General features: G+C 67.2%; 24 protein-coding genes. 9 read left to right on the top strand and 15 right to left on the bottom strand.

Translation table 11 applies throughout. The features are described from left to right. Window positions 1–16: 16 nt before the first annotated feature. Both MK177_06370 and MK177_06365 read right to left on the bottom strand, forming a co-directional pair. Window positions 17–949 carry an ABC transporter permease gene (locus MK177_06370; GenBank protein MCH2426943.1) on the bottom strand — a complete coding sequence of 311 codons (933 nt, stop codon included), beginning with the start codon at window positions 947–949 and terminating at the stop codon, window positions 17–19. Then, window positions 946–2,022, bottom strand: coding sequence for an ABC transporter permease (locus tag MK177_06365; GenBank protein ID MCH2426942.1), 1,077 nt, complete (start codon window positions 2,020–2,022; stop codon window positions 946–948). Before MK177_06365 ends, MK177_06370 begins: the two co-directional genes overlap by 4 nt. A gap of 157 nt (window positions 2,023–2,179) precedes the next feature. Here MK177_06365 and MK177_06360 point away from each other — a divergent pair, with 157 nt between their 5' ends. Next, window positions 2,180–3,346 carry an aminotransferase class I/II-fold pyridoxal phosphate-dependent enzyme gene (locus MK177_06360; GenBank protein MCH2426941.1) on the top strand — a complete coding sequence of 389 codons (1,167 nt, stop codon included), beginning with the start codon at window positions 2,180–2,182 and terminating at the stop codon, window positions 3,344–3,346. A 96-nt stretch (window positions 3,347–3,442) separates the two neighbouring features. Next, window positions 3,443–4,672 carry an aminopeptidase P family protein gene (locus tag MK177_06355; GenBank protein ID MCH2426940.1) on the top strand — a complete coding sequence of 410 codons (1,230 nt, stop codon included), beginning with the start codon at window positions 3,443–3,445 and terminating at the stop codon, window positions 4,670–4,672. Between the two features lie 66 nt (window positions 4,673–4,738). Here the strand turns inward: MK177_06355 and MK177_06350 are convergent, their stop codons facing one another. The 7 genes from MK177_06350 to speB form a co-directional block, all read right to left on the bottom strand. Next, window positions 4,739–5,431 (bottom strand): hypothetical protein, encoded by a 693-nt coding sequence (locus MK177_06350; GenBank protein MCH2426939.1) that lies wholly within the window; start codon window positions 5,429–5,431, stop codon window positions 4,739–4,741. 111 nt (window positions 5,432–5,542) lie between these two features. Then, window positions 5,543–7,120 (bottom strand): molybdopterin-dependent oxidoreductase, encoded by a 1,578-nt coding sequence (locus MK177_06345; GenBank protein MCH2426938.1) that lies wholly within the window; start codon window positions 7,118–7,120, stop codon window positions 5,543–5,545. A gap of 74 nt (window positions 7,121–7,194) precedes the next feature. After that, complete coding sequence (locus MK177_06340) at window positions 7,195–8,553, bottom strand: beta-lactamase family protein (GenBank protein MCH2426937.1); 1,359 nt, start codon at window positions 8,551–8,553, stop codon at window positions 7,195–7,197. 219 nt (window positions 8,554–8,772) lie between these two features. After that, window positions 8,773–9,036 (bottom strand): ferredoxin, encoded by a 264-nt coding sequence (locus tag MK177_06335; GenBank protein MCH2426936.1) that lies wholly within the window; start codon window positions 9,034–9,036, stop codon window positions 8,773–8,775. A 145-nt stretch (window positions 9,037–9,181) separates the two neighbouring features. Beyond that, complete coding sequence (locus MK177_06330; GenBank protein ID MCH2426935.1) at window positions 9,182–9,484, bottom strand: DUF971 domain-containing protein; 303 nt, start codon at window positions 9,482–9,484, stop codon at window positions 9,182–9,184. A 159-nt stretch (window positions 9,485–9,643) separates the two neighbouring features. Continuing rightward, window positions 9,644–10,612 carry a hypothetical protein gene (locus MK177_06325; protein ID MCH2426934.1) on the bottom strand — a complete coding sequence of 323 codons (969 nt, stop codon included), beginning with the start codon at window positions 10,610–10,612 and terminating at the stop codon, window positions 9,644–9,646. Window positions 10,613–11,122: 510 nt separating this feature from the next. Continuing rightward, window positions 11,123–12,079, bottom strand: coding sequence for an agmatinase (gene speB, locus MK177_06320; protein MCH2426933.1), 957 nt, complete (start codon window positions 12,077–12,079; stop codon window positions 11,123–11,125). A 161-nt stretch (window positions 12,080–12,240) separates the two neighbouring features. Here speB and MK177_06315 point away from each other — a divergent pair, with 161 nt between their 5' ends. Next, window positions 12,241–12,936 carry a dienelactone hydrolase family protein gene (locus MK177_06315; GenBank protein MCH2426932.1) on the top strand — a complete coding sequence of 232 codons (696 nt, stop codon included), beginning with the start codon at window positions 12,241–12,243 and terminating at the stop codon, window positions 12,934–12,936. A gap of 108 nt (window positions 12,937–13,044) precedes the next feature. After that, entirely contained in the window at window positions 13,045–13,941 is an 897-nt protein-coding gene (locus MK177_06310) for a metal ABC transporter permease (GenBank protein ID MCH2426931.1), read from the top strand. On the opposite strand, the gene MK177_06305 is transcribed toward MK177_06310, so the two are convergent. Continuing rightward, window positions 13,938–14,885 (bottom strand): ROK family protein, encoded by a 948-nt coding sequence (locus MK177_06305; protein MCH2426930.1) that lies wholly within the window; start codon window positions 14,883–14,885, stop codon window positions 13,938–13,940. The two genes, MK177_06310 and MK177_06305, sit on opposite strands and share 4 nt — an antisense overlap. Window positions 14,886–14,952: 67 nt before the next feature. Here MK177_06305 and MK177_06300 point away from each other — a divergent pair, with 67 nt between their 5' ends. Next, window positions 14,953–16,128 (top strand): iron-containing alcohol dehydrogenase, encoded by a 1,176-nt coding sequence (locus MK177_06300; protein MCH2426929.1) that lies wholly within the window; start codon window positions 14,953–14,955, stop codon window positions 16,126–16,128. A 19-nt stretch (window positions 16,129–16,147) separates the two neighbouring features. Here MK177_06300 and phnE (MK177_06295) read toward each other — a convergent pair whose 3' ends face one another. The 4 genes from phnE (MK177_06295) to MK177_06280 are packed head-to-tail and all read right to left on the bottom strand — an operon-like array spanning window position 16,148 to window position 19,725. After that, a complete protein-coding gene (gene phnE / locus MK177_06295) occupies window positions 16,148–17,035 on the bottom strand; it encodes a phosphonate ABC transporter, permease protein PhnE (GenBank protein ID MCH2426928.1) in 888 nt (295 codons plus the stop codon). Further along, on the bottom strand, window positions 17,032–17,832 hold the full coding sequence (gene phnE / locus MK177_06290; GenBank protein ID MCH2426927.1) for a phosphonate ABC transporter, permease protein PhnE: 801 nt from the start codon (window positions 17,830–17,832) through the stop codon (window positions 17,032–17,034). Before phnE (MK177_06290) ends, phnE (MK177_06295) begins: the two co-directional genes overlap by 4 nt. Then, entirely contained in the window at window positions 17,829–18,638 is an 810-nt protein-coding gene (phnC, locus tag MK177_06285) for a phosphonate ABC transporter ATP-binding protein (protein ID MCH2426926.1), read from the bottom strand. Before phnC ends, phnE (MK177_06290) begins: the two co-directional genes overlap by 4 nt. Before the next feature lie 37 nt (window positions 18,639–18,675). Further along, entirely contained in the window at window positions 18,676–19,725 is a 1,050-nt protein-coding gene (locus MK177_06280) for a phosphate/phosphite/phosphonate ABC transporter substrate-binding protein (GenBank protein MCH2426925.1), read from the bottom strand. Between the two features lie 127 nt (window positions 19,726–19,852). On the opposite strand from MK177_06280, the gene MK177_06275 reads away from it, so the two are divergent. The 3 genes from MK177_06275 to MK177_06265 all read left to right on the top strand — a co-directional run bounded on the left by MK177_06275 (window position 19,853) and on the right by MK177_06265 (window position 21,443). Further along, window positions 19,853–20,749, top strand: coding sequence for a DMT family transporter (locus MK177_06275; protein ID MCH2426924.1), 897 nt, complete (start codon window positions 19,853–19,855; stop codon window positions 20,747–20,749). Window positions 20,750–20,824: 75 nt separating this feature from the next. Next, the gene (locus MK177_06270; GenBank protein ID MCH2426923.1) at window positions 20,825–21,121 is read left to right on the top strand and encodes a hypothetical protein; all 297 of its coding nucleotides are present in this window, start codon (window positions 20,825–20,827) and stop codon (window positions 21,119–21,121) included. A gap of 4 nt (window positions 21,122–21,125) precedes the next feature. Beyond that, the gene (locus MK177_06265) at window positions 21,126–21,443 is read left to right on the top strand and encodes an antibiotic biosynthesis monooxygenase (GenBank protein ID MCH2426922.1); all 318 of its coding nucleotides are present in this window, start codon (window positions 21,126–21,128) and stop codon (window positions 21,441–21,443) included. Window positions 21,444–21,469: 26 nt separating this feature from the next. On the opposite strand, the gene MK177_06260 is transcribed toward MK177_06265, so the two are convergent. Continuing rightward, the gene (locus MK177_06260) at window positions 21,470–22,468 is read right to left on the bottom strand and encodes a hypothetical protein (protein ID MCH2426921.1); all 999 of its coding nucleotides are present in this window, start codon (window positions 22,466–22,468) and stop codon (window positions 21,470–21,472) included. A gap of 196 nt (window positions 22,469–22,664) precedes the next feature. Here MK177_06260 and argS point away from each other — a divergent pair. Beyond that, the coding region (gene argS, locus MK177_06255; GenBank protein ID MCH2426920.1) for an arginine--tRNA ligase at window positions 22,665–23,524 on the top strand (860 nt) is incomplete at its 3' end.

The following is a 23,524-nucleotide window of genomic DNA, read 5'->3' as shown; positions in this document are numbered from 1 at the left end:
TTGTTCATAGTCGCTGTCACCGTCCACGGTCGAATGGGCGGGTTAGTGCCGCCGGCTGGCCGATGGTTCGGCTGATCACCACCAGGGCGACGATGGTCAGGACGGCCGGCGCCATGGCGGTAAGGCTGGACGTGGCGCCGGACACCAGGCCGAGGGTCTTCCACTGGAGCACGGTGGCCGAGACCATCCCGAACAGCAGGGCTCCGCCCATCACCCCCACGGGCCTCCACGCCCCGAAGTAGACGAGAGCGATGGCGATGAACCCCTGGCCGTTGGTGAGGTTCTGCTGGAAGATGCCCAACTCGATCGCCAGCACCGCACCGGCCAGGCCGGCCAGTCCGTTGGCGAGCAGGATCGTCGTGTAGCGCACCCGGGCGACGCTCACGCCGAGGCTGTCGGCGGCCGCCGGGTTCTCGCCCACGGCCCTGACGTTCAACCCGAAGGTCGTCCGGTTCAGCAGGAATGCCACCACGGGCACCAGCAGGAATGCCAGGTACACCAGTACGGAATGCTGGAAGAACATCTCGCCGACCTTCGGGATGTCGGAAAGCACCGGCACGTGCCAGTCGGCGAAGCCCCGGATGGGGAGGGGCGTACCCACCTTCTTCTGGAAGAGCAGGTCGCTCATGCCCAGGCCGAAGAGGAAGATCCCGATACCGCTGACCCCCTGCTCGGCCCGCAGGGTCACCGTGACGACGCCGTACACGATGCCCATCACCAGTCCGACGGCCAGCCCGACCAGGACGCCGGTGACCGGACTCCTGGTCTCGAGGATGGTCCAGTAGGCGCCGAAGGCACCCAGCAGCATGACGCCGTCGACGCCGAGGTTCAGGACCCCGCTGCGCTGGCCGATCGTCTCACCCAGGCCCGCCAGCAGGAACGGGGTTGCCAGCCGGATCCCCGAGCCGACCACGAACACCAGGGAGGCCATGGTGAAGAAGTCGGTCATGACCGCACCTCCACGTCCCCGCCGGCCGAGGACTCCCGCTCACGACCCAGGCTCTCCCCCACGGCCCGCCGGAGCCGATCGCTGCTGACCACGAATACGACCACCAGGCCGTTCAGGGCCACGATCAGGGCGGCCGGTACCTGCACCGCCCGCTGCATGGCGTTGGCTCCGAACAGGAGGCCACCGAAGAAGAACGAGGACGGGATGGTCCAGAGCGGATGGAGGCCGCCGAACAGCGCCGTCACGATGCCGTTGAAGCCAGCCGAGCCGGTGAAGCCGACGCTGGAACCGTCGGTCACGAACCGGTGGGACTCGCTGCCGAAGACCAGGATCGCCCCGGCCAGGCCGCACATGGCGCCGCTGAACGTGAGAGCCGCCACGATGGTCCTCTTGACCGGCATACCGGCGTAGCGGGCGGCGGCCGAGCTGTGGCCCACGGCGCGGAGGCGAAAGCCGAGCGAGGTCCTCCAGAGGAGCGCCCACGCCAGGACCGCCATGGCCAGGGCGACCAGCACGCCGATGTGGAGGCGGGTGCCGCCGGGCAGGAGGGGAAGGTCGGAGTTGTCGGACAGCCTCCGGGTCTGGGGGATCCGGCCGCCATCCTTCTCGTAGGGGTCCATGATCATGTCCCTGAGCAGGAAGTTCATGAGCTGTACGGCGACGATGTTGAGCATGATCGTGGAGAGGATCTCGTTGACCCCGCTGTAGGCCTTCAACGCTCCCGGTATGGCCCCCCAGATGGCGCCGCCGACCAGGCCACCCAGCAGTACGAGCGGCACGAGGAGCACCCGGGGCAAGTCGGGTAGGCCCAGGGCGACCAGCGTGGACACGATCGCCCCCGCGATCATCTGTCCCTCGCCGCCGATGTTGATGACGGACGCTCGGAAGGCGATGCAGATTCCGATGCCCACCAGCAGGAGGGGCATGGACTTGAGCGCCGTGTCGGCCAGGGCGTCGGCATCGCCGAATGCCCCGTCCAGGAGCGCGCCGTAGCCCTCGATCGGGTTGGCGCCGAGCATAAGGAGCATGACCCCGCCGACCAGGAAAGCCGCCATGACGGCCACGACGGGCACGAGCGGACCCGCCAGCCGTGGTCCCGCGATCCGAGCCAGTCGAGATCGCAGCCAGTCTCCCATCGGGGCGGCAGTCTCTCCCGTGCCCACAACGCCGTCAACAGTTTGTCGAACCGACGGGCTACCCATGCCGGGGCGACGGGTAGCATCGGCGCCCGTGCCGATCAGCCCCGACGACCTCGACCACGTCGACGTGGCCAGAAAAGTCGCCGGAGGCGGCTACAAGTGGGCAGGCCACGACGGATCCGTGTACCCGTCATTCGTCGCCGAGCACGACCTGGGTCCGGTGCCGGCCATGACCGAACGCCTAGCCGAGCTCGTGGAGTTGGGTGCCTTCGGTTACCACGACGCCGTAGCCCGCCTCGGCCCCGCCTTCTCCGGATGGATGACGCGCCGTCACGGGTGGACGCCGGATCCCGACCTGGTCCTCCCCACGGTGTCGGTCCTGCAGGGCGTCTGGGCGGTCGTCGAGGCATTCACCGACCCCGGCGACGGCGTGCTCCTCACCCCGCCCATCTACTTTCCGTTCAACGAGATCGGGCCCACCACCGGACGACGCACCGTCGACTGGCCCCTGGTCCGCGACGCCGACGGCTGGCACTACGACCTGGACCACCTGGCACGGCTGCTGGCCGACGACAAGGGGATCCGCCTGCTAGTGCTCTGCCATCCCCACAATCCGACCGGCCGCGTCCTCACGGACGACCAGCTGGCCCGGATCGTTGATCTGGCCAACGAGCACGACCTGGTCATCGCATCGGACGAAATCCACTCCGACTTCGTCTACCCGGGGGCCATCCACCGGCCCCTGCCCCTCATCGACGGCGCCACCGAACGCACGGTCGTCCTGACGTCGGGGGTCAAGACGTTCGCCATGGGCGGCCTCAGGTGCGCCGTAGCCTCGTTCGCCGACGAGCACCTCCACGCCAGGTTCGCCGAGGTCCCGGCGGAACTGCTCGGGGGCGTCAACCGCCTGGGCTGCGAGGCGGTCATCGCCGGCTGGGACACCGCCGACGAGTGGGTCGACGCCCTGGTCGCCCTGTTCGACCGCCACCGCCACCACCTGGTGGAGCGACTGGCCGACGAGCTGCCCGAGGTCCGGGTGCACCTTCCCGAGTCCACCTTCCTGGCGTGGTTGGATCTCTCGGCGTTCGAGCCCGGCGACCGGCCGGGCCGGTGGCTTCGGGAGCGGACCGGGGTGGCCTGCAAGAGCGGACCCCCGTTTGGCGCGGGTGGTGGGGGCCACGTCCGCATGACCTTCGGAACCTCGACCGCCGTACTCGACGAGATGCTGGACCGAATCGTGGCCGGCCTGGCCCGGTAGCCTCCCCTCCACACAGGAGGGATCTGCGGGCCGCCGACGAGGTGGTCCGTTCGCCGTTTTGCCGATCTGATACGCAGTACGCCGAAGGAGGCCCCGATGGACACTTCACACACCGATGACATGGTCCACGTCACCCGCTGGCACTGGGGTGAGAAGGAGTGGTCGCCGTTCTCGGCCGCCGAGATGGAGCGGCGCCAGGACGCCCTGCGGGCACACATGGCGATAGAGGGAATCGACGCCTGCCTCCTGACCTCGTACCACAACATCTGCTACCACTCCGGCTGGATCTTCTGCTACTTCGGCCGCAAGTACGGGATGCTCATAGACGCCGATCAGGCCACCACCATCTCGGCCGGCATCGACGGCGGCCAGCCGTGGCGCCGCACCCACGGAGACAACCTCGTCTACTCCGACTGGCGGCGGGACAACTACTACAGGGCCGTCCGGGACCTCACCGCCGGCGTATCGCGCCTGGGCGTCGAGCTCGACCACCTCACCGTCGACCAGTTCCGTGCGCTGGAGGCGGCGCTGCCCGGTGTGGAGCTCGTGGACGTCGGAGCGGCCACCATGTGGATGAGAACCATCAAGTCCGCCGAGGAACACGACCTCATCCGCCACGGCGCCCGGATCTGCGACCTGGGTGCCGAGGCCTGCGTCGCCGCGGTGGCCGCCGGAGTGCCCGAACACGAGGTCGCCCTGGCCACCACACGGGCAATGGTGCGTGAGATCGCCGCCAGCTTCCAGTTCGTGGAGCTCATGGACACCTGGACGTGGTTCCAGTCGGGCATCAACACCGACGGCGCCCACAACCCGGTCACCAACAAGGTGGTGGAGTCGGGTGACATCCTGTCGCTGAACACGTTCCCGATGATCTTCGGCTACTACACGGCCCTGGAACGGACGCTGTTCTGCGACCACGTCACCTCCGACGAGCACCTCCGCCTCTGGGAGGTGAACGTCGAGGTCCACGAACGCGGCCTGAACCTGATCCGCCCCGGTGCCCGGTGCTGCGACATCGCCGCCGAGCTGAACGACGTCTACCGGTCACACGGCCTGCTGGAGTACCGGTCCTTCGGCTACGGGCACAGCTTCGGGGTGCTCAGCCACTACTACGGCCGGGAGGCCGGCGTGGAACTCCGCGAGGACGTCGAGACGGTGCTGGAGCCAGGGATGGTCGTGTCCATGGAGCCGATGATCGCCATCCCTGACGGCCGTCCGGGTGCAGGCGGCTACCGGGAGCACGACATCCTGATCGTGGGCGACGACGGAGCCGAGAACATCACCGGCTTCCCATACGGCCCCGAGCACAACATCATCGGCGACTGAACCCCTGCCCGGTCGGCGACCGGGCAGTCGACGCGGCGGCGGGACCGCTCTCGCCTCTCGCCGGGGTTATCCGCCAGCCGTCGTGGTCGTCTCGGCCGGAGCCTCGGTCGTGGTGGTCGTCTCGGCCGGAGCTTCGGTGGTGGTCGTGGCGTCGGTCGTTCCATCGTCGGAGGCGGGAACCTCGGTGGTGGCCGTGGTATCGGCCGTTCCATCGTCGACGGCGGGAACCTCGGTGGTGGCCTCTTCGGGTACTGCCGTGGTTGTCGGCGGCGACGGCACGCCGTCGGTGGTCAGGCCTCGGGCATCGAGCTCGGCCAGGTGGGCGGCGCGGGTGCCGTTGCCGTACCAGCCGTCGGCCGTGATCCCCAGCATCTCCTGGAGGATGAGCGCCGGGTCACTCGGGCCCCAGTTGTAGGTGGCCGTCAGGATGGCATCCTCGTTCAGCCCGACCGGCACGGTGGCGGCCGACGCATCGTCGGCCTCATCGGACGACGAACCGCCCGAGGAGGCCGCCTTGGACGTCGTGGTGGCCGGGGCCGCTGTCGTGGCCGTCGCAGACGAAGCCGAGGTGGTGGTGGTCGCCGGCACCCGGGCCAGGAGGGACACCTCGGCCTCGAGGTCCATGAAGTCCTCGCGCAGCTGGATGATCTCGACCCTCAGGGTCTCCAGTTCGTCGTCGTTCGTCTCGAGCAGGCCACAGCCGGTTGCGGCGAGGGCGATAATGACGAGGGTGGCCGGGGCGAGGGTTCGCATATGCATGCCCGCAGTATTCCAGAGGATCGCAGCCAATGCGCGCCGCCCCGTCGTAGACGTCGGCCGTGGGCCCTCGGGGCCCCTGATCACCACCCTCCGGTCGGCGGCCGTCAACGCTCAGGCAGCTCGGATCAGTCGGGTGTGATAGCCCTCGGCTCCATCTGGCGCAATCGGCTTCGGCCCGGGTGGCTGGACGCGCCCGTCGGCGTCATGTGCCCGAACCCGCAGCACATGGGCCCCCGGCTCGGCGTCCCAGGCCAGGAACCACTGGACCCAGCTGTCCCCCGGTCGGCCCGGAGCGCTCTCCTGGAGGAGCCGGCACGCCGTCCAGGGCCCGTCGTCGACCGACACCTCGACCCCGCCGACGCCGGTGACGGGAGCCCAGGCGACGCCGGCGATCGGCTGGCGTCCGGCCGGAACCGCCGATCCGACGGGAACGTCGATCCTGGAGGAGATCTTGATCGGCCCGTACTTCGCCCATCCCCGCGGGATCCAGTAGCCGTCATCGTCGAGCGTGGTCAACTGGATCCGGTCCAGCCACTTGACGGCCGACACGTACCCGTACAGCCCTGCCACGACGAGGCGGGCCGGGAACCCGTGTCGGTATGGAAGGGGTTCGCCGTTCATCCCGACGGCCACCAGCGCCGTTCGGCCGTCCAGGACCGCCGTCATCGGGAACCCCGCGTTGAAGCCGTCGACCGACCAGGCCATCACCTGTTCGGCACCCGTGGTCGGCCCCGCCTCTGCCAAGAGGTCGGCCAGGGGCACCCCCGTCCAGACGGCATTGCCGACCAGGCCTCCACCCACCTCGTTGGACACGCAGTTGAGAGTTACCACGGCGTCGACTAGGTCCATGCCCAACAGGTCATCGAGGGCGAATCGGAGTGGGCGGTCGACGAGTCCCCCGATGGTCATCGACCACGTTCCCGGATCTACCCGGGGAACGACGAGAGCGGTGTCGATCCGGTAGAAGTCGTCGTTCGGGGTGACCCACCGGGCGAGCCCCGGCATCGGGGACCAGGGGCCCTCGGTCGTGGTGGTAGTCGTAGCAGGCCTGTCGTCCGCCGTCCTGCGGGTCGACGGGAGATCCACCTGTGCCCGTAGCCCATCGGTGCCTCGCCTTGCTAGCGCCCGGCTCCCGACGGCTACGGCGCCGGCCGCGACGGACATGCCCGCGGCGTACATGATGAACCCGCGTCGCGTCGTGGCCTTAACCCGGGGATCCTCGAGCGGCACGGCGGTCGGCGGATCGGTCGCCGGATCGTTCGGCGGTAGGCCACTGACGGGAACCCTCCTGAGCCCTGCCTCCAGTACAGAGATACCGACCGATACTGCGGCCAGCCCGGACGCCAGGCCCCTGATCGGAGCACCCGACCACGCCGCCGCGCCGAAGCCCACCAGGCCGAAGGCCACGAACGTCGCCCGACCGGTTCGACGCCCGCCTCCGACGTTGCGACCCAGGGCCCCACCGGCCAGGAGGGTGACCACGACGATTCCGATGAGAAGGGCCGGCTTCTGGGTCGTCCCCAGCAGGTCGATCGTCCGTCGAACCAGCCAACCGGGGGCCAGGTCCACGACGACGTCGCCGACCACCACCACGAGCGACGGACCACCGGTGACGGCGGCCACCGCCTCTCCGACGGCTAGCGCCATACCCGCAGCGAGTACCCCGGCGACGGCTGCCGCTCTACCCATGTCCTGAAACTACGGCAGGGCCGGGGCCCGGTGGACGCGATGTGCGGCCCACCCCCTGAGCCAGGTGTCCGGCGTCAGCGGGAGCTCCCGGTGACCGCTGCCTCCACCACGTCGTACAACAGGCCGGCCAGTGCGTTTCCGGTCCCCGAATCGGCTTCGACCACCAGGTAGGCGCCGTAGCCGTCCTCGAGGTCCAGCCATGGCACGGAGCCGTACAGGCCACCGTCGCTGATCCGCCCGGTCTCACGATCCACCCACCAGCCCATGCCGTACCCGGTACCGGCACCCCAGGCGACATCCCCATAGGCCTCCAGGATCCGATCGGAGTGCATCCGGTCGATCGAGGCGGCGGAGAGCACCCGGGACTCCCCGCACATGCCGTCGCGGAGGTGCATCAGGAGCAGTGCGCCGTAGTCGCCCGTCGTCACGTAGGCGCCGCCCTCCATGTTCGGGTTGTCGGTCGGCGCGAGCGTCGACGGATCGCTGTTGAACGGTGCCGGGTACCTGTTCGGATCACCCGCCAACTGGATGAAGTGGTTGTTGAAGGCGAGCGCCTCCAGCCCACAGGGCTGGACGTAGACCTCGTCGATCAGGACCGACCACGACTTCCCCGATGCCGCCTCGGCGACGGCGCCCGCGACCTGCCACTGGGCCCCGCCGTACCGGAACTCCGTGTCCGGCGGAACGATGTCGGCATCGTCATCCGGGGTGGTGAAGACCTGCTCTGCGCATGCCTGGAGCGTGCCGATGGGGAGGAACTGGCACACGTAGGGCCCGTAGGCCGGATTCGGGAGCAGGCCGACCAGGCCGGAGCTGTTCGAGATCAACTGGGCAGGGGTGATCTCGGGGTTCCCAGTCCCCCAGTCGACGACATCTGCAACCGGTGCGTCGACGTCCAGGAGGCCGTCGTCGTGGAGCCGCATAAGGACGCCTGCTACGACCATCTTCGACGACGAGGCGACCAGGGAGATCCGATCTGGACCGAAGTCGCCCCAGTGGTCGTGGTAGATGACGCCGTCGTCGGCCTTGACCACGATCAGGCCGGCGCCGTTCAGCCCCCTCTCGTCGACGAAGTCCTGGACTATCGGCGAAATGGCGGTGAAGTCGTACCTGGCGGGATCCGGTACGGCTTCGACGGTGACCGTCGGAGCCACCGTTACCTCAGTCGGCTCCTCCGGAACGGACGTGGTGGTGGTCGTGGTGGTGGTCGTCTCCGGTGCGGCCTCGACGGTGACAGTCGGCTCGGGCGGCTGTTCGGCGGGTTCTTCGACAACAAACGCGGTGGTGGACTCCGGCGCGGCCTCGACGGACTCATCTGTCGTCATCGTGGAGTCGTCCGCAGCCTCGGAGACATCGGTGGAATCGCCGCCACATGCTGCGATGAGCATTAGGGCGGTCAGGGCCGGGAGGATCAGACGGGCCGTTCGGATCACGGAGCGACGCTACACATCGACTATCTGGGCCCGAGAATCGGGTGGGCGCCTAGGGACTCGAACCCCAGACCCCGTCCTTGTAGGCCAGATCCTGCGATTGCATTGGCCTTCAGGCTTGCGCGTTGTACCTGTTCAGGGTGGACTTCAGGCTTCGGGTACTACCCGTCGCCTACCCCTGTTGGGCGCTATCGAGTGGCTGGTTTGTGGATGGCTCCAGCCCTACTCGACATCGATGAAGATGCACTCGCCGGGGCACTCCTCCGCCGATTCGATGACGGCGTCAACCAACTCGTCGGTCACGGCCGCCGTACCTGCCGCCATCCGGTAGACAGGCTCGTCGGCACCCTCGGGTCCGAACATGGACGGCCATCCAGCTTCCTTGACGTAGGCCAACCCGTCGTCATGCATCTCGAAGATGTCGGGGCAGATCTCGGCACAGATGCCGTCACCGGTACAGAGATCCTGGTCGATCCAGACCTTCATGACGCCAAGCCTATTGACTACCCGGTATTCCCACTATGCCCATAGGGGAAATACCGGGTAGTCGATCCAGACCTCCACCACGCCGGTCTCCCCTGGAAGACCCCGTCTTCCTACGGCGACTCGGCGGTGATCGCGATCCGCATGGTCATTCGGACCAGCGCCGCAACTGTTCAAACGTGTAGATGCCCGTGCTGTGCCCATCGTTCCAGGTGATGTTCACGCCCCAGGCGCCGTGCAGGTCGGCATTCGTGATCTGTAGCCGGGTCGGGCTGCCATGACGGGGCCAGGCTGCCTCACCACGCTCCCGTAGAGAACGACACGTCGCGCAGGGGCAGGCCAGGCGAAGTTGCATCAGGTCGATCTTCACCACATGCTCGTCAGCGAAGGTGACGGTCAGTCCCTCGCTGCGCTTGACGACGATGTCAACGGCGTCGTAGCGGTCCTCCACCTGCCCATCATGCCTCCTGCCACCCGCGGGACGCATTGCCACCGACAGGACGCTTTGCCACCTCCGGGACGCTGAGGTCCAGTGGGCCGACGACTCCGGGATCATGGGGGAGGTCTCAGCGCATCCTCGTGTTGGCCGCCCATTTGGCCAGAGGTCGGGTCAGGCCGAGGGGTTCACGATCCGGTCGGCGTCGAGTTCTCTGGCCAGGGTGCCAAGATACCGGGCGACGGCAGCCGGACCGGAGCACCCGGCCTCTTCCTCGACGACGGGGTTGTAGTTGGTGTTCGTATTGATGTCGTAGGTGACGAGTCGCCGATCTTCGGTCTCGATGAACTCGAGGCCCGCTATCCCGATTCCCCAGTAGCGGCAGAACTCCAGATAGCGATCAATGATCGGATCGCTGAAGCCCTCACGCCAGTGGAAGAGGCTCGCCGCTGGTAGTGCGTCAGCAGGACACAACTCGAAACTCTTCCTGGTGTCTTCACACTCATCGGCGGGGCAGAGCTCGAACCCGGCACTCGTGTCGGCGGTGAGGGCATAGAGGAACTCACCACCGACGATCTCGACCCGCGTGATGTACCCCTCGGCCGGGTGGACGTATTCCTGCAGCAGTGTGATCCCGTCGACTGGACACTCAAAGTCGGATCCGTCGACATAGTCCTCGAAGTCCTCGAAGCGATCGAAACGCCGCACCCCTAGGCCCTTGCCGCCCTGGTTGTGCTTGGTGATGAACGGCAGGACCATGCCTCTCGCTCGTGTCTTAAGGTCGTGTCGGCCAATCACCGCGACAGTGGACGGGACGTCGAACCCGAAGGCCCGTAGTGCCGTGTGCTGATCGATCTTGCTCATCTCCATCTCCACTACCCGCCGCCCGTTGACGACAACGCGGCCGTAGCTCTCGAGCCAACTCAGAACCGACCGTGTGTAATCCTTGGCTGCGACATGACCCCGGGTGTGCGACGAGGCGCTCATCCGCGAATAGAAGACACCCTCCGGCGGCGCGGCGTCGAGGTCGAGAGCACCCTCAACGAGGTACCACTCCTCCCACGCCACTCCCTCGACATCGAGCGCGTCAGCAAAGGGAGGCAGCCACTCCGAGTTCTCGTGGATCACGAAGACCTTGGACATTGATGATCGCACCCGTCGTGAGTCAACCCTAATTCCTGATCAATCTTATCGGGATTAATCTGGAGTAGAAATCTCGGCCGAAGTCCCCGATTCTCCGATCCGAACGGTCTGGGTCGGTATTGAGGTGCCCTATGCAACTGATCGACTCCAGGTAGGTCCTTAGAACGATCAGTGACGTCGGTCTATGACTAGGCGCTGTTTTTCGCGAGACTCAGGACCGTGTGCTCGGACCCGCCCGACGACCTGGCCAGCGAGTTTGCCCGACTAGTGGCCGAACTGGGCCGGGAGCGAGCGAGCCAAATTTGGCTCGACCGATTTGCCGGATACGACGAGGGTCAGACCTGACCGGCCTCTCAACGTGAGGCGCAACTGTGACCTGGAAGCCATGGCTGCCGCGGTTGCGCTCACTACCTCGACCAGCGGCAACCTTCGGTTGCTGACCGGCGCCGAGGTCGTCGATCGGTGCTGAGGGGGTCGAGCCCACTGGTGTTGCTTTCGGTACGGCGACAATCAGGTCCGGTAGTCGACACCCGGCAGCACGCAGAGCATCTCGTAGAGCAGGTTGGCGCCCACCAGGCTGGTCGTTCCGCTGGTGTCGTAGATGGGCGCTACCTCGACGACGTCACAGCCCACCAGTTCGAGGCCCCGACAGCCCCGGATCACCTCCAGGGCCTGGGGGACGGTCAGCCCACCGACCTCGGGGGTGCCGGTACCGGGTGCGAATGCCGGGTCGAGGCCGTCGATGTCGAAACTTAGGTAGACCGGCCCGCCCCCGACCTGGTCGCGGACCTCGTCCATGAGCGGTTCGAGGCTGCGATGCCAGCATTCCTCGGCCTGGACCACCCGGAAGCCCTGCCGGCGGGACCAGTCGAAGTCGTCGGCCTCGTAACCGGTGCCCCGGACGCCGATCTGGACAACCCGGTCACAGTCCAGGACCCCGGCTTCGACGGCCCGTCGGAACGGGGTGCCGTGGGTAATCTTTGATCCGAACATGGTGTCATTGACGTCGGTATGGGCGTCGATGTGGACCAATCCGACCGGTCCATGCCGCTCCGCCATGGCCTTGAGGATGGGCAGCACCACCGTGTGGTCCCCGCCCATTGCGGCTGTCACCACTCCGTGGCCAAGCAGTTCATCGAAGTGCGCTTCGATGGCTTCGACCGCGGCGAGCAAGTCGTATGGGCTGCTGGCCACGTCACCGGTGTCGTCGATCCTGAGGCTGTCAAATGGGGCGGCCCGAGTGGCCATGTTGTAGGGCCGAAGCAACACCGACTCGTCGCGGATCCCCCGGGGGCCGAACCGGGCCCCCGGCCGGTTGGAAGTGCCGATGTCGAACGGCACACCGACTACGGCCACGTCGAGGTCCGCCGGGTCGGTATTCCCGGGGAGGCGCATGAAGGTGGCGATCCCGCCGAAGCGGGGCATTTCGTTACCGCTGAGGGGCTGCGGGTTGGCCGGATTGGTCATCGGGACCTCCGTCGGTCAGTCCACCAGGCTTATCGCTTGGAACCCGAAACTTCCACACCAACAGGCTGGTAGGCGACCCGTGGCGTTCCTCAGCGGGAGATTGCCTTCGCCAACGCCCTAGGGTGCGGGTCCGACGGCGGCCACCAGCAGAGGGGTGAACGATGAGCGGAGAGATGGTGGAGTTCTCGGTCAATGGGACTCAGGCCAGGGGTTACCTGGCCGTGCCCGACGGTGGCGGCCCGGGTGTGATGGTGATCCAAGAGTGGTGGGGCCTGGCCCCGCAGATCAAGGGGGTGTGCGACCAGCTAGCTGTCGAGGGGTTTGTTGCCCTTGCCCCCGACCTCTACCACGGCGAGTTGGCCGGCCACACCGAGATGGACAAGGCCGGGGAGTTGATGAACACCCTGCCCCCCGACCGGGCGGCCCGGGACATGTCGGGGGCCATTGATCACCTACTGGCCCACGACGCCACCACAGGGGAGGCCGTCGGCGTGGTCGGGTTCTGCATGGGCGGGATGCTCACCCTGGTCATTGCCGACCGGGAGGGCGACCGGGTGGCCGCAGCGGCGCCGTTCTACGGGGCGCCCCTGGAGCGGGCCCCGGGCGGCCCCGACTGGTCGGGGTTGACCGCCCGGGTGGAGGGCCACTTCGCTGGCTCGGACGACTTCTTCCCCCCGGAGGCAGTGGCCGAACTTGAGGCCGACCTCCGAGAGATGGGTAAGGACGTGGTCTTCCACGTCTATGAGGGAACCGGCCACGGCTTCGCCAATGAGGAGAACCCTTTGGGTACCTACGACGAAGCGACCACCGCTACGGCGTGGGGGAGAACCCTGGACCTGTTCCGCGGAACCCTCTAGGCAATGCGGCCGGCAACAGCCGGCCTACTGCTAACGGGACTCATTCTCATATACTCAGCCGGTGATGTACCGGACACGGCCTCTCCAGCCGACAGGGTGGATCGGCCAGTGGAGTTCCTGACCGACCCCACCACCTGGTGGATCGAACCGTTCACCACAGACGGCTCCATGAGGAACGCCCTCCTGACGGCCCTCCTGGCCGTCGTCCCCACCTCGGTGATCGGCACCTGGGTGGTGCTACGTGGGATGAGCTTTCTAGGGGACGCCTTGGCCCACGGGGTGATGCCAGGGATCGCCGTAGCTTTCATCCTCGGGGTGGATACCCACCTCGGGGCACTGGTCGCCGCCCTGGCCATGGTGGTCGGCATCAACCTGGTTCGCAGCCGCTCTCCGCTGCCCGAGGACACCTCCATCGGAATCCTCTTCGTCGGCTTCCTGGCCCTGGCCCTAGTCATCATGTCCGGGCGCGGCGAGGACCATCTCCACCACCTGAGCAGGTTCCTTTTCGGATCGATTACCGAGGTCGATGGGGATGACCTGCGCCGACAGGCCGTCGTCGCCGTCATCACCGTGGGAGGAGCGTTTGCCCTTCACCGGCCCTTCCTGGTCATGACCTTCGACGAGTCCCAGGCCCGCCTCCTGGGCTTGCGGCCCCGGTTGGCCCACGCTGCCCTGCTGGCCCTTCTGGCCTTCTCGATCGTGGCCTCTTTCCAAGCCGTAGGAAACCTTCTGGTCTTCGCCTTCCTCGTCGGCCCACCGGCCACCGCCACCCTGCTGGTCCGCCGGGTGCCGGTCATCATGACCACCGCGGTGGCCCTCGGGACGTTCTCGGCGGTGGTCGGCCTCCTGATCGGCCATCACCACAACACCGCCGCCGGGGCGACCATGGCCCTCAGCGCGGTGGTGGTCTTCCTCCTGGTGCTGGTGGCAACATCGGCCCGCCGAGCGATCTCCGGCAACCGAGTCGGCCGGCCCCGACCCGCCGAGCCGTCCCTGTCCCGCTAGAGAACCTCGGTAGCTATCAGGGCCGCGCCCAGCGCTCCGGCTTCGGCCCCCAACTCGGCCAGCACCACCCGGACAGCGGGTCGGTACTCGGACCCCAGCAGCAACTCCAGCAACCAGTGCTCGACCCCGGCCCGCAATGGCTCACCGATGCCGCACAGCCCGCCACCAATCACCACCAACTCCAAGTCCAGCACCAGGACCAGGTTGGCCAGCCCCTGGCCCACCTCCCGGCAGAACCCGTCAAGGATCCTCAGGGCATCCTCCTCCTCCTCAGCGGCCCCGGCAGCCACGTGCTGGCTGGCCACCGCATCGACCGCCCCGGCCTCGGCCACCCCCCAGGGGAATTCGCCCGAGGCCGCAGCCTCACGGCCTAACCGGTCGAGCGCCGTCCCCGAGGCGAAGTACTCCCACGGCCCCCGCTGCCCGGTCCGGTGCGCGGGGCCGTCGACGTCCACCACCATGTGGCCCGACTCGCCGGCGAAGCCGCTTGCTCCCCGGAGGAGCCGACCGTCGACCACGAACCCGGTCCCGATGCCCGTCCCCAGGGTCACCATGGCAAAGTTGTCGGCATCCTGGCCGGCACCGAGTCGCCACTCGGCGAACGTTCCCGCGGTGGCATCGTTGCCGACCACCACAGGCACGCCCAGGGCCTCTTGAAGTTCTGGGCCTATCGGAAAGCCGCCTAAGCCTGGAAGATTCGGGGAGTAGTGGACAACCCCTGACCGGTGGGCCAAGCCGGCCACCCCCAGTCCGACCGCTGCCACCTCGCGGCCGGTTCGGTCACCAAGTCCGACCACCAGGTTGGCAAGCGTGTCGACCAGAGTCGGGCCGTCGTCGCTGCTCGACGACACCTCCCGATCCACGACCTCGTTGGTAGCCACCTCGACCATCACCGCACGGACCTTGGTGCCTCCGACGTCGATCCCAATGACTGCCCGCCCCACGGCCCATCAGCGTAAACGGCCCACCGGTCCACCGGTTACCCACCTGGTCGGGCGCTACCGTGCAACGATGACCCATAACCTGACTGCCACTTGGGGGTTCCCCAACCGGATCCGGATCGGCCCGGGGCGGGTAGCCGAGTTGGGTGCGGCGTGTGCCGAGGCGGGGATCTTCCGACCCCTAGTGGTCACCGACCCGGGATTAGCCGACCTACCCCTGTTCGGGGAGGTGCTGGCCGCCCTAGCCGCAGCCGGGCTCGACCACGGCCTGTTCACCGGAGTGCGACCTAACCCGGTGGAAGCCAACGTGGACGCTGCAGTGGCTGGCCTCCGGGAGGGAAGCCACGATGGGGTGGTGGCCGTTGGCGGAGGCTCGGCCCTCGACGTGGGAAAGATGGCCGCCTTTATGGTCGGCCAGACCCGGCCTATCTGGGACTTCGAGGATATTGGCGACTGGTGGAAGCGGGCCGACACGGGAGCTGTCGTCCCCGTGGTCGCTTTGCCGACCACCGCAGGCACCGGATCAGAGGTCAGCCGCTCCGGGGTGGCCACCAACGAGGCCGAGGGGCGCAAGGTCATAATCTTTCACCCGGTGATGCTCCCTGCGCAGGTGATCGCCGACCCCAAGTTGAGCGTGGGGATGCCCCGGGCCGTCACCGTCGGCACCGGCTTCGACGCCCTTGCCCACAATCTTGAGGCGATCTGTTCGCCGACCTTCCACCCGATGGCCCAGGCCATCGGTATGGAGGGATGTCGGCTGGTCCTTGAGCACCTTCCCCGGGTGGTGGCCGACCCGGCCGACCTGGAGGGGCGGACCGGCATGCTGGTCGCCGCCTCGATGGGAGCTGTGGCCTTCCAGAAGGGCTTGGGTGCCATGCACGCCCTTTCCCATCCGATAGGCGCCGCCTTCGACACCCACCACGGCACCACCAACGGGGTGGTGATGCCCTACGTGTTGGCCGCCAACCGGTCTCCGGCCGAAGCGGCGGTCGCTGAGCTGGCCACTCGGGCTGGCATTGACGGCGGGTTCGACGGGTTCCTGCACCACGTGGTGACCATGCGCTCCGACTTGGGCATACCCCACACCGTCGTCGAACTGGGTGTGGACCCCGACGCGGGTCAGCGGATCGCCGCCGCGGCCGCCGTCGACCCGTCGGCGGCCACCAACCCGGTCCCCTGCACGCCCGAGTTCGCCGCCAGGGTGTTCGACGCGGCCTGTGAGGGCCACCTGGACGGCCTGCGCTGAACCAACCGGGGTCGTGGGTTCAGCGTCTGAGGCCGGTCAGGTCGACGAGGGCCTCGGTTGATCGGGACGCCTCGTCTCCGGTCCCAGTGGCCCCCCGGATGATCCGCCGGCGGACCGCGGCCGAGACCGTGTCGATGGTCAGCACCACGGTGATGGTCATCAGTAGCACCGCGCAGGCTGCCGGGAAGTTCCGGAACGACAGGTGTAAGACCAGTTCGGACCCAACCCCTCCGGCTCCGATCATCCCCAGGACCGCCGAGGCCCTCACGTTTATTTCGAACCGGAACAGCCAGTAGGAGGCAATGTTCGGCATCACCTGAGGAAGGACCGCCCACCGCATCTCGCTCGCCCAGCGGCCCCCGCAGGCCTCTACCGCTTCAATGGGGCCGTCGTCGATGCTTTCGATCGACTCGGCGGCCCACTTACCGAGCGTGCCTATCGAGTGGATGCCGATGGCCATGGTGCCCGCCCAGGCTCCGAGTCCGGTGATCGGGATGAAGATCACGGCCAGAATCAACTCGGGCACCGCCCGGATCGCGTTGAACAGCTGGCGTATCGGCACCCGCACCCAGTGGGGGGCCACATTGTGGGCGGCCAGAAAGGCCAGGGGCAGGGACAGGGCAGCGCCAATGATCGTCCCGATCCAGGCGATATACACCGACTCCAGAATCTTGCCCAGCGCCCCCCGCTCGTAAACCTCGGAGAATGCCGGGGGCGTCATCTGGCGGAGGATCGCCCAAGCGTCGCCCGGAGCGCCCAGCAGCCGGTCGAGGGTCACCTGCAGGCCGGACACCGACCAGACGGTGGCCACCACGATCACCAATGCGATGACCCAGCGCCGGGTGCGCACCTTGCCGGGCGGTAGGGGCCGGGGGGCGGCGTAGTCGGTGGTCGTGGGAGCCGTCACGTCAGTCTCTTTCGGAGGGCCACGCTGACGTGCTCGATGACCCACACAGCGACGAAGATGATCATCAGTATCCCCAGCACCCGGTCGAAGCGGAAGAACTGGCGTTGCGCTTCGATCACCCGGCCAATCCCGCCGGCACCGACAAGTCCGAGGACTATCGAGGCCCGGATGTTGAGTTCGAAGACATACAAGGCGTAGGCCACGTAAGCCGGGAAGACCGAGGGCAGCACTCCAGTGCGGACCACCGGTGCGTGCCGACCGCCGGCCGACCGGGCTGCCTCGAGGGGACGGGGGTCGGCACCGTCCACCGTCTCGGAGAACAACTTCACCATCACGGCCAGCGAGAACACCGACAAGGCCCACGACCCGGCGAAGGCGCCGATACCGATCGCCGTGACCAACAACTTGGCCCAGAACAGGTCGGGTACGGCGCGCACCACGTTCATTACTGCCCGACTGACCAGGTAGGTGGGTCGGTTCGGCGTGGTCAGCGACGACATCGCGAAACTGATCGGCAAGGCCAGGCCACAGCCGATGACTGTCGAGACGATGGCGATCTGGAACGTCTCGATTAAGGGGCGAATCACGTTGCGCCCGTCGAACACCCAGTCCCACGGAACAGGCCAGAATTTCTCCCACAGCGGATTTGACCAGACCTTCCAGAATGTCGATGGGTCGAAGCCCACCTTGACCGCCGCCCAGGTGGTGCCGGCGACTAGGGACGCGGCGACAGCGTAGGTAAGCGGCCGGGTCCGGGGTCGGTTCGGCCGGGTCGGCCCTTCGGCGGTGAGGGTCACGCGTCCGGGGAACCGGCCGTGGGTGGGTTCGGTTCCCCACCGACGGCCAGGAGGTCCTCGGCGGTGATATCCCGACCGTAGATATCCCGAAAGATCGCGTCATCGACGTCACCGATGTCACCGTCGAAGATCACCAGTCCGTCCCTCAAGCCGATCAGCCGTCGGCCGTATTCCCGGGCCAGGTCCAGGAAGTGCAGGTTGACCAACGTGGTGATCCCCAACTCCCGGTTGATGCGTTGAAGATCGCCCATGACCTGCCGACTAGTAACTGGGTCGAGTGCGGCAACCGGTTCGTCGGCCAGCATCAGTGACGGCTCCTGGGCCAGGGCCCGGGCGATCCCCACCCGCTGCTGCTGCCCTCCGGAGAGGTCCGAGGCCCGGACATAGGCCTTCTCGACGATGCCCACCCGTTCCAGGGCCTGCATGGCGATCTCCCGCTCGGGGGCGGGCCAGAGCCCGAGGGTGGACCGCCATGCAGGGGTCTCCGAGAGCCGTCCCATGAGCACGTTGTTGATCACCGTGGTGCGGTACACCAGATTGAAGGTCTGAAAGATCATCCCGATCCGGGACCGCACCCGGCGGAGGGTGGCCGCCGACGCTCCGACTACCTCGGTCCCGTCGACGACGACGGAACCCGAGGTGGCGGGAACCAAGCCGTTTAGGACCCGGAGTAGTGTCGACTTGCCGGCACCAGAGAGCCCGACGATGACGACGAACTCCCCCTTGTCGACCGTGAGGTCAACGCCGCGGAGCGCCTCGACTCCGCCCGGGTAGGTGACCGAGACCTTCTCGAGCTGGATCACCATGTCGTTGTCGGCTCGGGGGTTACGCCCCGACCGGGCATTATGGCTCGGTTATGCCGAGGATCGCAGCCGCCTCGCGGACGATGTCGAAGTCGGACTCGACGGCCCGGCGAATGTCGGTCCAGCCGTACATCTCGTCGAATGCCGCTTCGCCCTCGTCGGTCATCAGATAGGCCGAGATGGCGTTGTAGACCGCGTTCTGGAGCGAATCGGGCAGCAGTGAACTGGCTGCCACGACGTCGTTGGGGATCTCACCGGTGATGTTGAACACGATCACCTTGTCGCCGACGTCCGGGTTCGTCTTACGCATGCTCCGCCGCGCGTCGTCGTAGGAGATGCCGATGTCGGCGTCGCCGTTATACACCGCGGCGACTGAAGCGTCGTGGCTACCGGAGAAGATCGGAACAATGTCAGTCTCGGGGTCGATCCCAGCTCGGATGAGCTGGAGCGCCGGGTAGATGTACCCCGATGTCGAACTCTCAGAGGTGAAGGCGACCCGCTTCCCAACGACCTTGCTCAGATCGGCAGTGCAGGACATACCCGGCGACACCGCGCCGGCGTCGACGGTTTCGCCGAGGGCCTTGCCCGAGTCGCCGAAGTAGACGCCGACCTGGAGGGCAACCGCGTCGAGCGCCCCCACCTGGGTGATGCCGTCGTCGCCGTTTTCGAGTGCAGTGCCCGACTGGGGCGGGCTGTCGCAGATGCTCGGGTCGTTGGTCATCCACTGGCCGTGGTAGGTCGCCGCGCCGTACCGGATGGCCTGGATCAGCACCTCCATGTTCCCGAACTGCTGTTGGGCTAGGACATAGCCGAATGGTCCGAAGGCACCCAGGTCCGCCTGACCGGTGCCCATTGCCGTGACCAGGCCGGTGTAGTCGGTGGTCACCACACCCTCGACCTCGATGCCGAGAGCGTCTTCGAGGACCTCCATGATCGGGTCGACGTTGTCCTGGAGCTTCTCCTGCTCCGCGCTTGGCACGAAACCGAAGGTGATTTTGTCCGGCCAGGAGGCGTTAACCCTTTCTTTGTCGGAGTCACTGCAGGCTGCTGCCACAACGGACAGGGCGAGCACGGCGCCAATGAGTCGCATCTTTCGCACGGAAACCCTCCTCTGGGCGATCACATTTTGCGCGACACTAGCCAAGGTCGGCCGGCGGCGCACAGGGCGGCTAACCATGGTCGGCCTCGGGGGTCGACCCGGCCCGTAGGGTGCCGCCATGACTGGGCCAGTTCGCGACCAAGCCAGCCTCGGTCGGGCTTCGGCGGCGCTAGCCGTGGTGTGCTGGTCGGCCGGGAACATCATGGTGGCCCGCCTGGAGATGCCGGGCATCCAGATTGCCTTTTGGCGCCAATTCATCGGGTTTGGTGTCTATGGCCTGGTGTTCCTGCTGATCGGTCGGCGCCTGACCTGGCGGACGGTGCGCCTGGTGGTACCGGCCGGGGTGCTCCTCGGGCTGGAGATCGGGGTGTTTTTCACCGCGCTCCGGACCACAACGATCGCCAACGCCACCATCATCGGTGCTCTCCAGCCCATCCTGTTGCTGGCCGTAGCTTCCCGCCGCTATCGGGAGACGGTCACCGGCTGGCTGTTCGGCGCCTCGGCGGTGGCCATCGGTGGTGTGGTGCTTGTCATGTGGGGGGCCTCATCGGAGGCTGTGTGGAGCCCACGCGGCGACCTACTAGCCCTGCTGGCCATGGTCCTGTTCTCCGCCTACTTCGTTGTCGTCAAGGACATCCGAGCATCGGTGGATACCTTCACCCTCCAAACGGTGGCCATGATCATCGGCGCCGTCACCGTGTTGCCCATCGCAGCGATCGAGGCAGGAACGCCGGTCCTCCCCGTGCCGTCCGGTCGCCAGTTCGCATGGCTCCTCGTGCTGCTGGCCGTCCCCGGAACCGGCCACTACCTCATGAACTGGGCACACCTCCACGTGTCGCTCAGCGTGGCGGGTCTGCTAACCCTGGCCATCCCGGTGCTGTCCGCCCTGGGAGCCTGGCTGATCCTCGACCAGCACCTCACCCCGGTCCAGGCCCTCGGGGGGGTGGTGGTCCTTGGCGTACTCGCCGGGGTGGTGCGACGAGACGCCCGGTTGGCCTCCAGAGGGGGGACCTAAATTCGGCATGGCCTCTGACAGTCATCTACGTTGAGCGGCCCACACCAGCCATTCACTCTGAGATCGGAGGGCGTCATGAGCGCCGACGGCACCTGGAACGTGACCCTAAACACCCCGATGGGCGCCCAAGCAGGCACCCTTGAACTAGCGACAGACGGCAACACGCTGACCGGGACCATGTCGGGCCCACAGGGCAGCATGGAACTCGAGAACGGCACGGCGGACGGCGACAGCTTGTCGTGGACGGTCAATATGACCCAGCCCATGCCCATCACCATTGAGGCGACGGCCACCGTCGACGGCGACGAGATCAGCGGCGAAGCCAAGCTGGGGGCCTTCGGCACCGCCACATTCAGCGGCAGCCGGGCCTGACCCGGTGGGGGATCCTCCCTACTACGCCACGATCTTCACGACCCAACTGAGCGGCGATCTCGAAGGCTACGACGAGACCGCCGACCGCATGGCCGAACTGGTCGGCGGCTACGACGGCTACCTGGGCATGTACTCGGCCCGGGGGCTCGATGGTTTCGGAATCACGGTGTGCTACTGGCGGTCCGAGGAGGACATCGCAGCCTGGAGGGCCGATTTGGACCACCGGGAGGCCCAGGGCGAGGGACGCGACCGTTTTTACAGCCAATACACGGTTGAGGTGGCCCGGGTGGACCGCGCCATTGAGTTCCAACGGCCTGACTGATCGGCCCTGTCTCTCGGTGGGTCTGACTAGCAGGTCACCGACAGACCAGCCATCACCCCTGCATGGTCGGCGGCCCACCACAGGCCCTCCACCGGGGTGTCCAGTGGTCGGTCCGCCCAGTGTCTGGTAGTCCCGGGATCGACGGTTAGCGAACAGCCCGGTCCGGGCCGGGCCAGGACGAAGTCGATCCGCTCGGTGAACCGCTTGGCGGGGTCGTCCAGGCCGGCCAGGGGTGGCCCACCCTCGACACAGCAGGAACATCCCTCGCCTGTTTCCGGGTCACATTCTGGCCGGCCAGCCTCTAGGTAGGCGTCGACAAATCCGGCGTCGGTAAGGGTTGTGATCCGGGAGTCCCCGATCGGCCGGTTCAGGTCGCCTACTACCAATTGTAGGACCGCGTCGGTCGAGAGACCCTCCAGCAGGGCCAGTGTCTGGCGGGGATGGCAAGCCCCGTAGTCGTCGCCCAAAGCACACGCCTCGCTGCAGCCCATTACCCCCGGTTCCCCGCACTCGAGGTTGAAGCTGCCACTGGCGAAGTGCGTAGCGACCACGTCCACCGGTCCGAACCCGGTCCCCAACCGGGCCCAGTGGGCCGACCAGATCGGAGCGCCGGCCAATTCGGTGTATGCCTCGTCGAGAACCGGGATGTTGGTCAGGATCATCTCCTGGTCGGGTAGGCCCCGGTCGTCGACCACCAGTTGGTACCGCCCCTCGCAAAGGACCAGGAGCGTGTCAGGTACCAGTTCCTGCTGGCGGGGGCTGACCTCCTGGAGGGCGACCACGTCGGGACAACCCAGGTCGTCCTGGATCAGGGCCCAGAGGGCTCGAAGTCGGGCCGGAGCAGCGCACTGGTCGGTCGCGGGGGCGCAGTCGCTGGCGTACTCGAGGCCGTGCAACAGGTTGATGGTCGCCACCTTGAGCACCTCCGGCGGAACGGTTGTGGTTGTGGGGGCGGCCGAGGGACCCGGACCGGAGCAGCCGATTGCGATGGACCCAACGAGCAGGGCGACGACTCGTGCGCTCACGAGCCGGTGGAAGCGAGAGTCTGTGCGCCGAGCGACCTCACGCCGCGACACTATTCGCAGTTGGCCCATTGACCCTCGGGTCGCCCGGCCGGATCCGCACGGGAAGTCGGAGCCCGGCCGATACCCCCTCCTGTAGCATCGCTGGCACCGGGGCTGCCGCCGCCCGGCGCCGCATCCGCCTTCCGGAGCCGACACCATGGACGTCCGCGACAGCCTCATCGACTCGGTACGAGCCGTCTTGACCCGACTCGGGGTGACCCCGGACCCCGGAGTGGTTCAGGTAGAACGTCCGTCCAACCCCGACCACGGCGATTGGTCCACCAACGCTGCATTAGCCACCGCCAAAGCAGCGGGACGCAACCCCCGGGAACTGGCCACCGCCCTCGCCGAGGCGCTCACCACCGAACCCCCGCCGCACGTCACTGCGGTGGAGGTGGCTGGGCCGGGCTTCGTCAACTTCCGGCTTGCCCACACCTGGCTCCACGACCTATTGGCCGATGTGGTCACCGCCGGGGTCGACGGCTGGGGGCGCTTCACCACCGGACACGACCAGCCGATCATCGTGGAGTTCGTCAGCGCCAACCCCACCGGACCGCTCCACGCCGGCCATGGCCGGGGCGCCTGCTTCGGCGACTCAGTAGCCCGCCTCTTGGAGAGGTGTGGCCATCCGGTGTCACGCGAGTTCTACGTCAACGACCGGGGCGCCCAGATGCGTCTCTTCGCCGACTCGTTGGCCGCCCTGGCCGCCGGTACTGACGTCCCCGAGGCCGGCTACCAGGGGGCCTACGTGGCCGACTGGGCGACCGAGATGCCCTCCGGTGCCGACCCGGTTGAATGGGGTAGGGAGCGGGCCGTGGCCGACCAGCGAGCAGTCCTCGAGTCTCTGGGCATCGGGTTCGACGCTTGGTTCAGTGAACGCTCCATGGTCGAGTCGGGCGCCGTGGAGGACACGCTTGCCGATCTGCAGTGGGCCGGGGCGACCTACGAGGACGATGGAGCCCTGTGGTTGCGGAGCAGCGACTACGGCGACGACAAGGACCGAGTGCTGGTCAAATC

The organism is Acidimicrobiales bacterium (assembly GCA_022452145.1).
Taxonomy (GTDB): Bacteria; Actinomycetota; Acidimicrobiia; order Acidimicrobiales; family MedAcidi-G1; genus UBA9410.
The sequence above is the reverse complement of the archived record's forward strand: the minus strand, read 5'-3'. Positions and strand labels throughout refer to the sequence as shown.

What these genes read in the sequence shown, in the direction of transcription:
- MK177_06370 (MCH2426943.1), bottom strand. Translation starts at nt 949, where the DNA reads ATGACCGACTTCTTCACCATGGCCTCCCTGGTGTTCGTGGTCGGCTCG.
- MK177_06355 (MCH2426940.1), top strand. Translation starts at nt 3,443, where the DNA reads ATGGACACTTCACACACCGATGACATGGTCCACGTCACCCGCTGGCAC.
- MK177_06350 (MCH2426939.1), bottom strand. Translation starts at nt 5,431, where the DNA reads ATGCATATGCGAACCCTCGCCCCGGCCACCCTCGTCATTATCGCCCTC.
- MK177_06345 (MCH2426938.1), bottom strand. Translation starts at nt 7,120, where the DNA reads ATGGGTAGAGCGGCAGCCGTCGCCGGGGTACTCGCTGCGGGTATGGCG.
- MK177_06335 (MCH2426936.1), bottom strand. Translation starts at nt 9,036, where the DNA reads ATGAAGGTCTGGATCGACCAGGATCTCTGTACCGGTGACGGCATCTGT.
- MK177_06325 (MCH2426934.1), bottom strand. Translation starts at nt 10,612, where the DNA reads ATGTCCAAGGTCTTCGTGATCCACGAGAACTCGGAGTGGCTGCCTCCC.
- speB (MCH2426933.1), bottom strand. Translation starts at nt 12,079, where the DNA reads ATGACCAATCCGGCCAACCCGCAGCCCCTCAGCGGTAACGAAATGCCC.
- MK177_06315 (MCH2426932.1), top strand. Translation starts at nt 12,241, where the DNA reads ATGAGCGGAGAGATGGTGGAGTTCTCGGTCAATGGGACTCAGGCCAGG.
- MK177_06300 (MCH2426929.1), top strand. Translation starts at nt 14,953, where the DNA reads ATGACCCATAACCTGACTGCCACTTGGGGGTTCCCCAACCGGATCCGG.
- phnC (MCH2426926.1), bottom strand. Translation starts at nt 18,638, where the DNA reads ATGGTGATCCAGCTCGAGAAGGTCTCGGTCACCTACCCGGGCGGAGTC.
- MK177_06280 (MCH2426925.1), bottom strand. Translation starts at nt 19,725, where the DNA reads ATGCGACTCATTGGCGCCGTGCTCGCCCTGTCCGTTGTGGCAGCAGCC.
- MK177_06275 (MCH2426924.1), top strand. Translation starts at nt 19,853, where the DNA reads ATGACTGGGCCAGTTCGCGACCAAGCCAGCCTCGGTCGGGCTTCGGCG.
- MK177_06270 (MCH2426923.1), top strand. Translation starts at nt 20,825, where the DNA reads ATGAGCGCCGACGGCACCTGGAACGTGACCCTAAACACCCCGATGGGC.